We start from the raw sequence: 10758 nt of genomic DNA, 5'->3' as shown, positions 1-10758 counted from the left end.
GTCGCTTTTATCAACAGGGTATACGGGCTGCAACCCTTATTCGGTCTATCTCCTAAACCTCTTTGTCACCCCCCCAGCTTAAATGAAGGAGACTTAATTATTAAGTGGAGACTAGAAAATACAAACAAGGGGAATTATTGTATCACTGTTTAACTGCACAATAGCTTATCCAACCCATCCTTATATTTGGGTTGATTTATCCTTGATTACAAATATTTCTAAATCCTAATTTATTGATTGGGTTCAACGATTTAATTGATCCAATAAATCAATTCCAACCCTTTTATTTTTATATATGAGCTGGCTTATTTCTTACTTCTTTAATCCGCAGAGTGACAGAAGAGGGATATCAGGGTTTGGCTCACGGGCTTACAGTGGCATTTTTTTGTGGAGTGGTATAACTACTCGGAATCAACAAATATTGCAATTCGTCAAGCGCTAGTCGGTGAGGGTAAATTAGTATTGGGTATAGAAAAATCTACAGGAAGTATCGAAGTGCCTGTGCCATTCGGCTTGCCAGCAGCAGGATCGGGCTGGTAAAGTTGGATACGATCGCGCCCAAGTCGTTTAGCTTGATACAGGGCTTGGTCGGCTGCGGCAATCAGAATTTCGGCTCCCGATTCAGATCCAGGAACAATACTCGCTACGCCCAGGCTGAGAGTGACGTACTCGCTCACCTGAGAACCAGCGTGCGGAATCTGCAAAGCTGCGATTTTGAGCTGTATGTGTTGGGCTACGAGCACTGCGCCTTGAATCGAGGTATTTGGCAAAATAACGGCAAATTCTTCACCTCCGTAGCGAGCTACTAAATCGGCGGGGCGATTGACTGCATTGGCGATCGCCCCGGCGACTTGTCGCAAACATTCGTCTCCGCCTTGATGCCCGTAAGTATCGTTGTAACTTTTAAAAGAATCAATATCGCACAAAATTAAGGACATGGGCGTTTGTTCCCTGGCTTGTCTGCGCCACTCTATTTCTAAATACTGATCGAACCGTCGGCGGTTTGCTAGCTGGGTGAGTGCGTCCGAAGTAGCCAAGCGCTCTAACTTGAGGTTGGCTGCTTGCAACTGCTGGTAGAGTTCTGCTTGCTTGATGGCGATCGCCAACTGGGTGGCCAGAGAAGACAGCAACTCTACTTCCAACGGCATCCACTGCCGGGGACTGCACTGGTGGGCCATCAGCAGCCCCCACAACTCCTCTCCTTGCACTAAAGGCACAACCAAATAAGCTCTCACCGCGAATTGTGCGAGCAAGTCAATTTGATATTGTGGCAAATCCGCTGCCAAAACATCGGCGATCGGTCGGATCGCTCGATGTTGGTACGCTTCGAGATAGAACTGGTCAAAACAGAACTTTTCCAGGGTTTCCCCCAACATCGGCTTGCAGTTGGCAGCTACAGATTCCACTGTTACCGCCCCCGTCGCCGGGGCGGCGCAGAGACTGCCGGTACAGGGGTTGAAGCGGACAATCATCACTCGATCAGCCTGAAGGAACTGACGCACTTCTGTCACTGTCGTGCTGAGCACTTCACCCAAATCCAGAGACTGGCGGATATGCTGAGTAATCGTCGCCATCAGCAGTTCTCGTTCGTTCTGCTGCCGCAGCGCCTCTTGTGCCCGTTTGTACTCGGTGATATCTTGAGCGGTGCCGAAAATTTGTTTGGGGCAGCCGTCGGCTGTGCGGGCGAAAACTTGGTCGCGGCAGCGAAACCAGCGCCATTCGCCCGATCGATGTTTGAGCCGATATTCCAACTCCAAAATATGCCCGTCTTGAGTCGAGGGAAATTTTTTCTGGTGGGCTTTGAGCCTCGGCAAATCTTCTGGGTACACCAAACTCGAGTACAAAGCAGTTTGCATCTGTAAAATTTCTTGGGGAGTGTAGCCCAGCAATTTAGAAGCTTGACCGTTGACGTAGACGTTGCGCTGTTCGGTCAAATCGTAGATGTAGAGTAAATAAGGCGCCGCGTCAGCAATTTGCTGGATGAAATGCTGGCTCGATCGCAATTCTTCCTCCACCCGCTGGCGCACTTGCACTTCTTCCAAAGCTTGATCCCGCATTGTGCGGTAAGCTTGGATGCGGTGGGTAAGGTCAGTCACGTCTTGAATCACCAGCAGCGCGTAGAACGATGGGGCATTGACCCCCGGCCATATTGATGACGAAGCTGAGGGTGGAGATTCGCTAGACAAAAAAGCACTTCTTGATGATCCGACTCCGACAGTACCCTCTGATTCCAACTCAAGAGTATGGAGAATCCAGTCTCTAATCTCCTGTTCTTCTATGCCAGCCTCTAGGGCCGGCACAGCAGTCACAGTAGTTTGCTGAATTCGCTGCTGGCCGTCTTGCCAAGTTGCCGGAATCAGGTGTTTGTGAATTTGAGAAGAAAAAATTGTTGGCGGGCCTCCTGCAAAGATTTGCTTGAAGCGAGTGGCGTACTTTAACTGACTCAGGTGAGGAAAATGGGTTGTGATCTTTGTTCCCAATATTTGGCTGCGGGGAATTTTCGTCCACTCTTCCAGACAAGTGTTCCAAAACAGCACCACAAAATCATCTTGCAGCAAGCAGGCGCCGACTGGTACGCTGTCGAGAACCCCAAACTTTTCCTTAATACTTTTGCTCTCCTCAATCATAGACCCCCGGCAAGTTGATTGATAGCAGTCAACAAGGTGTCAAAGGAATTAACATTGAAAATAAGAATGATATCTCCTTCAATGTGAAGCCTTTCAATCATGAAACTGGTCTGGGCTAATAAAACAACTGTATCAGTAGCTAAACCGCCAGATATCAGCAAACTAGCAATCGTCCCTTCGCTATAAGTGGGAATTGAATAGTTCAGGCGCTGCTGAAGTACGTTGCTGATTGCACCCATGACCCCATTAATTACAATATTTCCCACTTCACTTAGCGTACCAATTTTGACTGAATCGAGATCCTGAGTTCCAGCTTCTTCCCCTGTAAGCATTGTCACCAGCAGGGCAGCGCTGTTGGTGGGAAAGACTAGCTGGGCAATGCCTCCAAAGGAGCCTGTGAATTTGAGCTGGACAGCGGCGATTTGCTCGCCGTTGAGGTGTTGCTCTAACTCTTCTGCCACGTCGATGGGAGTCAGAATCTGAAGGTAGGGAATTTGCAAGCGAATCGGGGAGTCGATCATGTCGTTCAAAACCCCTGCGGCTTGACCGATCCCGATGTTGACGAGTTCCTGCAAAGCATCGAGCTGTCGAGTGCTTAATTTCATTGTGCGCTCTCCTCGCTGACACTGAGAGCTTTTTTGATCCACCCGATTAGTTCGTCTGAGTTGGGCATTTTGTGAATGACTGCCAGGGCTCCGAGTGCCATGCACTCGGAGCGGGTGCTTGCTTGGATGTCTGCGGTAATTACGATCACTGGAATTTTATATCCTCGATCGCGCATGGCTTGCAGGACTTCCCGACCTTCCATTTCTGGCATCAGCAGGTCTAAGAGCATACAGTTTGGGGTTTTAGTGCCGAGCAGTTCTAGAGCTTCTGGGCCGCTGGATGCTTCCCAAGTCTCGTATCCTTCTGCTCGCAGGATTTTGCAGATTACCCTGCGAGTCAACCACGAATCTTCGACAACGAGAATTGATGTCACTACGTTCTCCTCCTTCTATTGTTTAGGACTGACCGGCGTTGCAGGTACTGGTTTTATCTTGACAGTAATTTAAAGTGCTGGGACGGTGTGTGATCGAGCTTCACTCGGAATTCCTGTTCTTAAAAACTAACGCATTAATGTGTTGGATAGTTTAGTATCTTGGACTATGTGAAGAAAAAACCCGGTTTCTGAATGAAACCAGGTTTGCGGGATCTCTATTGCTCCTAACAGGGGCGCTCAATTATAGATTACCAAACGCTTCCGAAGGGACTCTACTCGCTGTTTGGCCGTGGTATTGTCTGGATCGCAGGCGAGAGCTTGTTCGTACATTTCCAAGGCTTGAGCTGTTAATTTCTTGCGCTCGTAGGCGTGACCCAGGTTGTTGAGAGATGTAACGTATTCTGGCTGCAACTTCAGGGCTTCTTTGTACTGGCGGATCGCGATGTCGTACTGTTCTTGGCCGAAGTGTGCAAAACCGAGGGCGTTGTATATAACAGCTTGATTTTCTTCGCCTTCTAAGTCTTTCGCTTTCAGGGCTTTTTGAAACAGTACGATCGCCTGGGAGTAAAGCTTCTTATCTAGATAGATACTTCCTAATTCGTAGTATTCCTGTGCTGTTCCTTTTTCTACCGTCAGCTTATTTTCTAAGCGTTCCAGAGACATTTCCAGCTTCCGAGTTTTGAGAATCTGGCGCACCACAAACCAGGAAGTGCTGCCGAGTATAGCGAGCAGGACTGACAAGTAAATAATGAGCAAATTACTATCCATGTTTTTCTTAAATTTAGGTATGTCTGTGGAAGGTTTTATTTATTTTAAGGCGCTAGCAATCTCTGAGATTTGCCTCTGCAACTGTATAAAAAACAAGGAAATAGCGATCGACCGGCCCGATCGCGATTTCTGAAAAAGCAAGAGTCCAGAAGTAAGAACAAAGAAGGAAAGTTGGTCTCAACCTCCTAAATTCATCAGGAGTTTTCCTTCTCTGGCAGACAGTTAAATCTTTCTTACTTCTGCTTTGTGCATTCTGAAAATCAAGGGAACTTTCAGGCTCCGGCTCGATTAGCCATTTCCACGACTTTACCGAATGTTGCCGGGTCAATGATCGCCATTTGTGCCAGCATTTTGCGGTTGATTTCGATGTTGGCTTTTTTCATGTTGCCGATCAGTCTGCTGTAGCTCGTGCCGTGCTGGCGCGATGCGGCATTGATCCGAGCAATCCACAGGCGGCGGAAATCGCGTTTGCGTTTTTTGCGATCGCGATAACCGTTACGCAGGGCCTGCATCACCCGTTGGTTAGCTGTGCGGAACTGTTTCGACTGTGCGCCTCGGAAACCCTTGGCTAATTTGAGAATTTTTTTGCGGCGCGCTCTGGCGACATTACCGCGTTTTACCCGTGTCATCTTTAATTTCCGTTAAACTTTACAAGTATGGAAGCATTAACCGCACGTTAGCATCGTTGGTCTCGTCGATGACGACCAGCTTAGATAGACGGCTTTTGCGAGCTGAACTTTTGTGCTGTAGCAAGTGGCTTTTGTAAGCTTTACGGCGCACAATTTTACCGCTGCCGGTCGCTCTAAAGCGCTTTGCGGCTGCTTTGCGAGTTTTGAGTTTTGGCATGAACTGGTGTTATTTGGACACAAGCTTATACCGTATCACGTTTGTGCTACTTTCTGCAAGGGAGATTTGCGGGTTGGGGGTGGCGCTGCATTTGCGGCGATATACAGGATGGGCGATCGGGTAATCTTGCGGTAGTTTGCTGTAGTTAACACCTAGTATAGAATGTTATACCCCAGTTGCGGTATCATTAAGCGTTCATGAAATTCAATCTCAAAAAGATTTAATTCCACAGGTTCCGGCGAGCCGAGGCGTACCTTTTTCGGTCGATTTGTTTCGCAATAATTAAACCATAAGTTTAGTGACGGACTTTGCAGCCACATATTAAACTTTTGAGTTTAATCATTACTAACTACCATCAGTGATCAAACAATTTAATACGATTTTTATAACTGACTTATATGTTTATATAACACGGTATATTTTAGCTATTTAATTAAGAAATACTAAGAAAGGTTCAAGGCGGTTGAAACCCCGTGTCGCTTGCATCTGTGATCTGAAGATACGCTCGCTTTCCGCCTCCCGTGTTTTTTTCGTAAATGTGGATCAGGGGTTTACGTCAGCAGTTTTTCATGCTCTGTTTTTTCTTCTTTTCTGGGGGGTTCGCTCTTTGAGTGGCTGCATTGTTAGTTAATAGGTTGTGTCAATCGATTTTAGATTTTAGATTTTAGATTAAAGAATTGAAGCATTGACTTGCGCGAGATAAATACGTTCGGCAAGTTTCATCGGATACAGGTTTTTTATTTCACCGGTCCTGAGTCTGCTTTCGGAATGAATCACGTGGCGGGTATCCTGGATGCTTTCGGTTCGTGTGCCCATCAGGGTGAACGATCCTACAAGCCAGACAGCGAAACAACATTCCGCGAAATGATGAAGCAGTCGCAAATGAATCAATATGAGTTTCAAGAATGGCTCTACAGCTACAAGCCTGCGTAAACCGTTGAATTTGTGCTGATTAAAAATCCTGACCGCATGTCGATCGCGGCACTCGAACATAATAAATCAAGGAGGTATTTAAGCTGGATTGAGTATTAAACTCTCAATACAGGCCTTTCGGGATTTTCGGGATTGGGAACTAGACGCTGATTTTTGCAATCTACCAGCAAATCTAAAGTTTCTAACACAGTTTGACCGATTAGCACCATATCGCCTAAAACCATTGCCGCCTCAATTGTCTCGCGCCCTTCTATTTCAATGATAACAGGTTCAGTCAATCCTACTCTTTCTTGTCTGCCATCAGCATATTTTGCTATTTCCTGACTCCGAATTCTTAAACCGAGCTGCTCTACTACATCCGCAGGTAACGCAGTTCTGACTGCGCCACTATCTATCAGTGCTTCTGCTTCGTACACGCGCAACAGATTTGGATTGAGCACTCCTCGACTCACTAAGGCTTCATCAATGGCATTCGTTAGCTTGACTTTGACTCGAACTGCACCCATATTTTTGCTGGCTTGAGTTAGATCGCGATCGAGATTTATCATATCGCCTCTCTTTTCGTCTATAAAGTCTACCTTTGATTCTAGCCCCAATTTATGGTAGTAAGATTCGCAGTGCACACCCTACAAGTAGAGTTTGTACGTAAGTCTTACAGCGTATTGCAGGTTGAGGAAGTGCAGTAGGGACAAAGGCTTTCGCCCTGTCCCTACGGGGATCTATCACTCTTGTGGGGAGTAGGGGTTGGGCATCCTGCCCGCCCTAAACATACAAGTTAAATGCACAAAAGCTTACTCATCTTCTGCATAGATAAACCGATACAATTCGCTAGGATCTGGTTCGGCGCTTTTCTCAGCAAAATCCACTGCATCGTCAATTACTGCTTGAATTTTATTATCGATCTCTTTCAATTCTTCAGCAGTTGCCAAAGTTCGATCGATCAAATCAGCAGCCAACTTCTTAATCGGATCGCGGGGGAACCAATATTCCTTCTCTTCCTTAGAACGCAACTCATCAGGATCGGCCAAAGAATGGCCGCGAAAGCGATAAGTCAAAGCCTCAATCAAAGTCGGCCCCTCGCCGGCTCGCGCCCGCGCCACAGCTTCCTTCGCGACTTCCCGCACCGCCAAAACATCCATCCCGTCAACCTCAAAACCAGCCATGCCAAAAGCATGAGCTTTTTTGTAAATCAGCGGGTCAGAAGTAGCTCGCTCGTGGGCCATCCCGATCGCCCATTTGTTGTTTTCCACAACATAAATAATCGGCAACTTCCACAAAGCCGCCATGTTCAAACACTCAAAAAACTGCCCGTTATTTGCAGCACCATCGCCAAAAAAACAAGCTGTCACGCCATCGGAACTTTCATCCCCCAAAGCTTCGCGGCGGTACTTCGATTGAAACGCCGCCCCCGTAGCTACAGGAATCCCCTCAGCCACAAAAGCATAGCCCCCCAATAGTCGGTGTTCGGCCGAAAACATGTGCATCGAACCGCCGCGGCCTTTCGAGCAACCAGTTTCCTTCCCGAACAACTCCGCCATTACCTCCCGCGCCGGGACGCCCGCGCTCAAAGCGTGAACGTGATCGCGGTAGGTGCTGCTGACGTAATCAGTGTCATCCCGGCGCATCGATCGAATCACGCCAGTAGAGACTGCTTCCTGACCGTTGTACAAGTGGACAAAACCAAACATTTTGCCCCGGTAGTACATCTCAGCACACTTGTCCTCAAAGTAGCGCCCCAAGACCATATCCTCGTAGAGCATTAAGCCCTCATCCCGAGAAATGTTTACGCTTTGCGCGTCAAAAACTGGTAAATTCCGTTCCTGAACCATAAATAATTAATACCCGACGATCGGCTTCCTAGACATCTAAATTTAAACCCAGATGGGACACAACCGCAGCAGAAAACGATCGCACCTTTTCTGTGCAGCACTTCACCAATTGTTAAAATGAGTAGGGCAGGCGGGGCGGATTGCCGGGACTCGGAGAACCAACTCCCATCTAAACCCCATGCACACGAATGATATAATTCCATTACTCTCAAACCCGAAAATGCTCTGCAAGTCACACAACTCATTTAGCTGACGGGCAGTGGGGCTTTCCCTTTTGCTCACTGTAAAACGCTGTAGAGGGAAAAAAATCAGAGGATCTCTACGGCAAGTCCAACATACCGTGAATGGGGCGGTTGGAAGCCAACACCAGAATTTTTGATTTGGTTTGCGGGAGTATGTCACTTAAGATAGGCTAATTCAGTTGCTAGCGCTTTGGGGAAGTGGACAGTGTTAATTCCACTAGATTACTACCGGATTTTGGGTCTACCGATTCAAGCTACTGCCGAACAGTTGCAGCAGGCTCACCGCGATCGAACTTTACAGCTTCCGCGCAGGGAGTATTCCGAAGTTGCGATCGTCGCCCGCAAACAACTGCTCGATGAAGCCTGCGCCGTTCTGTCAGACTCAGAGGGGCGCAAAGCTTACGATGCCAGTTTTTTAGCCAAAACTTACGATCGAGAGTCGGAAGCCGCACAGGAAGCCAAGCACCAGAGGTCAAAAACCTCAGCAGGCACGGCCACCTTCCTGCAAGACGCAGGAGAAACCGCTCCGGCAGAGTCCAAGGCTTTAGAGGCTGCTCCCGACCCCCACACTCCAAGTATTGAAATCGATGACAACCAATTCGTAGGAGCCCTGCTCATACTGCAAGAACTGGGGGAATACGAACTCGTACAGAAGCTGGGTCGCCCGTATCTTAACAATGGCAGCATCGCGATCGCAGAAGGTCGTTTCGGCGACCCTCAGCTCGTGAGGCCAGATATAGTTTTAACTGTCAGCCTTGCCTGTCTAGAACTCGGCCGCGAACAGTGGCAGCAAGGTCAGTACGAAAATGCCGCAAGATCGTTAGAAGCAGGTCAAGAATTGCTGCTGCGCGAAAGCCTATTTGCAAGCGTGAGGGGTGAAATGCAAGCCGACATATACAAACTCCGTCCGTACAACATTTTAGAGCTATTATCACTCCCCGAAGAAAAAGTCGCCGAGCGTCGCAAGGGACTGCAAATCCTGCGAGAAATGCTTCAAGAACGAGGCGGTATCGACGGATCGGGAGACGATCGATCGGGTTTAGGAATAGAAGACTTCCTCCGGTTCGTGCAGCAAATGCGTAAACACCTAACCAGCAGCGAGCAGCAGGCGCTATTTGAAGCCGAAGCCGGCCGCCCCTCCGCAGTCGCCACTTACCTCTCGGTCTACACCCTGTTAGCCCAAGGATTTGCCGCCAGACAGCCATCGATGATCCGTCGCGCCAAGCTGATGCTGATGCAGCTCGGTCGCCGCCAAGACGTTCACCTGGAAAAAGCCGTCTGTTCCCTGCTGCTGGGCCAGACAGAAGAAGCCAGCAGAGCCCTCGAACTCAGTTCGGAAAAAGAACCCCTGGCCTTCATTCGCGAACATTCCCAAGATTCACCCGACTTGTTGCCCGGACTGTGCTTGTACGCCGAACACTGGCTACAAGAAGAAGTGTTTCCCCACTTCCGCGACTTGGCCAACGAGTCAGTGTCCTTGAAAGACTACTTTGCCGACCCGAAAGTACAAGCTTACCTAGAAGCTTTGCCACAAGACGCAGAAACCGCCAACGAATGGGTCGTCGTGCAGCCCCGCGCCGGCAAGCTCCCAGGGCGACTGCAACCGACAGCAGGCCGATCGCCCGCTGCCATACCCGCACAGCCACCCACAGCCAAGCAGGGAGCCAGTACCGTCACCTTGACCCCCGTACCGGGCGACGCTTCTACCGCAGCTTCGGGCGCGAAATCCCAGGCAACGGTGGCCGCGCCTAGCGCTGTTGCCCCCGTGTCTATCCCGATAGCGACAGTGCCACACCCTGCTGAATCGACTTCCAAACATCGCAGACGCCAACATTCAGGGCGCAGCGGAGCAAGCGGCAAGGGGCTAAAGGGCGATTTGGTCGATCGAGCGCGCACCAAGACAGCAGAAATTACCGCCCAAGTCAAGTCCATGCCTCCAAACAGGCTGGCTTTGTTTCTAGTCGCAGGTGTCCTGAGCCTGTTACTCCTGTGGTTAATACTCAGTCTGTTGGCTAGCGCGATGCAAGCCCTATCGGGCCCCCTCCAAGGAGAGCAAGCCCTCGTCCGCCTCGAAGAACCGCCCCTAGAAATCCCTGCCTTGGCCGCGGCCCCAGAGCCTCGCGCTGCAGGCGCAGTGTCGGGAGAAATCACTGAGGAATCAGCAAGAGACTTAGTTCAAGGCTGGCTATCGGCAAAAGCAGCGGCTTTGGGCCCCAATCACGCTGTCGAAGAATTAAAGCAAGTTCTGACAGAACCGGCTTTGTCTCGCTGGCAATTGATGGCAGAAGCTCAACAGCGAAACAACGCGCACCAGCGTTATGTACACAAGCTGGAAGTTAATGGAGTTAAGACGAATCCGACTAATCCCGATCGCGCCCAAGTAGAAGCCCAAGTCGCGGAAAAAGCCGAAGTGTTCGATCGTTCTCAACTCGTTTCTTCGCGCAACGAAAACCTGCGGGTGCGCTACGACTTGATCCGTCAAGAGGGACAGTGGCGGATTATGGATTGGCAAGTGATTAAGTAAGGAATTGTTC

9 protein-coding genes are annotated in these 10758 nt (G+C 49.2%); 1 reads left to right on the top strand and 8 read right to left on the bottom strand.

The window, feature by feature from the left end:
* Positions 1–431 precede the first annotated feature (431 nt).
* The 8 genes from QUB24_RS28420 to pdhA all read right to left on the bottom strand — a co-directional run bounded on the left by QUB24_RS28420 (position 432) and on the right by pdhA (position 7982).
* Positions 432–2627, bottom strand: coding sequence for a diguanylate cyclase domain-containing protein (locus tag QUB24_RS28420; protein ID WP_333156956.1), 2196 nt, complete (start codon positions 2625–2627; stop codon positions 432–434).
* The gene (locus QUB24_RS28415; protein WP_333053716.1) at positions 2624–3232 is read right to left on the bottom strand and encodes a chemotaxis protein CheC; all 609 of its coding nucleotides are present in this window, start codon (positions 3230–3232) and stop codon (positions 2624–2626) included. The genes QUB24_RS28420 and QUB24_RS28415 overlap by 4 nt, the downstream gene beginning before the upstream one ends.
* Entirely contained in the window at positions 3229–3606 is a 378-nt protein-coding gene (locus tag QUB24_RS28410; RefSeq protein WP_333156954.1) for a response regulator, read from the bottom strand. Before QUB24_RS28410 ends, QUB24_RS28415 begins: the two co-directional genes overlap by 4 nt.
* A 237-nt stretch (positions 3607–3843) precedes the next feature.
* Positions 3844–4374 (bottom strand): tetratricopeptide repeat protein, encoded by a 531-nt coding sequence (locus tag QUB24_RS28405; RefSeq protein ID WP_333156952.1) that lies wholly within the window; start codon positions 4372–4374, stop codon positions 3844–3846.
* A 272-nt stretch (positions 4375–4646) separates the two neighbouring features.
* Positions 4647–5003 carry a 50S ribosomal protein L20 gene (rplT, locus tag QUB24_RS28400; protein ID WP_006634165.1) on the bottom strand — a complete coding sequence of 119 codons (357 nt, stop codon included), beginning with the start codon at positions 5001–5003 and terminating at the stop codon, positions 4647–4649.
* Positions 5004–5022: 19 nt separating this feature from the next.
* Positions 5023–5220 (bottom strand): 50S ribosomal protein L35, encoded by a 198-nt coding sequence (rpmI, locus tag QUB24_RS28395; protein WP_006634164.1) that lies wholly within the window; start codon positions 5218–5220, stop codon positions 5023–5025.
* A gap of 1028 nt (positions 5221–6248) precedes the next feature.
* Positions 6249–6701, bottom strand: coding sequence for a retroviral-like aspartic protease family protein (locus QUB24_RS28390; protein ID WP_333156951.1), 453 nt, complete (start codon positions 6699–6701; stop codon positions 6249–6251).
* A gap of 243 nt (positions 6702–6944) precedes the next feature.
* A complete protein-coding gene (gene pdhA, locus QUB24_RS28385) occupies positions 6945–7982 on the bottom strand; it encodes a pyruvate dehydrogenase (acetyl-transferring) E1 component subunit alpha (RefSeq protein WP_333156950.1) in 1038 nt (345 codons plus the stop codon).
* A 447-nt stretch (positions 7983–8429) separates the two neighbouring features.
* On the opposite strand from pdhA, the gene QUB24_RS28380 reads away from it, so the two are divergent.
* Positions 8430–10748, top strand: coding sequence for an IMS domain-containing protein (locus QUB24_RS28380; protein WP_333156949.1), 2319 nt, complete (start codon positions 8430–8432; stop codon positions 10746–10748).
* The last annotated feature ends 10 nt before the right edge of the window (positions 10749–10758 follow it).

The sequence above is a fragment of the Microcoleus sp. B9-D4 genome, assembly GCF_036705105.1.
In the GTDB taxonomy this organism is placed as follows: domain Bacteria; phylum Cyanobacteriota; class Cyanobacteriia; order Cyanobacteriales; family Microcoleaceae; genus Microcoleus.
This window is presented reverse-complemented; position numbering and strand designations above follow the sequence as displayed.

Coding starts and splice junctions, on each gene's coding strand:
- QUB24_RS28415 (WP_333053716.1), bottom strand. CDS start 3,232: ATGAAATTAAGCACTCGACAGCTCGATGCTTTGCAGGAACTCGTCAAC.
- rpmI (WP_006634164.1), bottom strand. CDS start 5,220: ATGCCAAAACTCAAAACTCGCAAAGCAGCCGCAAAGCGCTTTAGAGCG.
- QUB24_RS28390 (WP_333156951.1), bottom strand. CDS start 6,701: ATGATAAATCTCGATCGCGATCTAACTCAAGCCAGCAAAAATATGGGT.
- pdhA (WP_333156950.1), bottom strand. CDS start 7,982: ATGGTTCAGGAACGGAATTTACCAGTTTTTGACGCGCAAAGCGTAAAC.
- rplT (WP_006634165.1), bottom strand. CDS start 5,003: ATGACACGGGTAAAACGCGGTAATGTCGCCAGAGCGCGCCGCAAAAAA.
- QUB24_RS28420 (WP_333156956.1), bottom strand. CDS start 2,627: ATGATTGAGGAGAGCAAAAGTATTAAGGAAAAGTTTGGGGTTCTCGAC.
- QUB24_RS28405 (WP_333156952.1), bottom strand. CDS start 4,374: ATGGATAGTAATTTGCTCATTATTTACTTGTCAGTCCTGCTCGCTATA.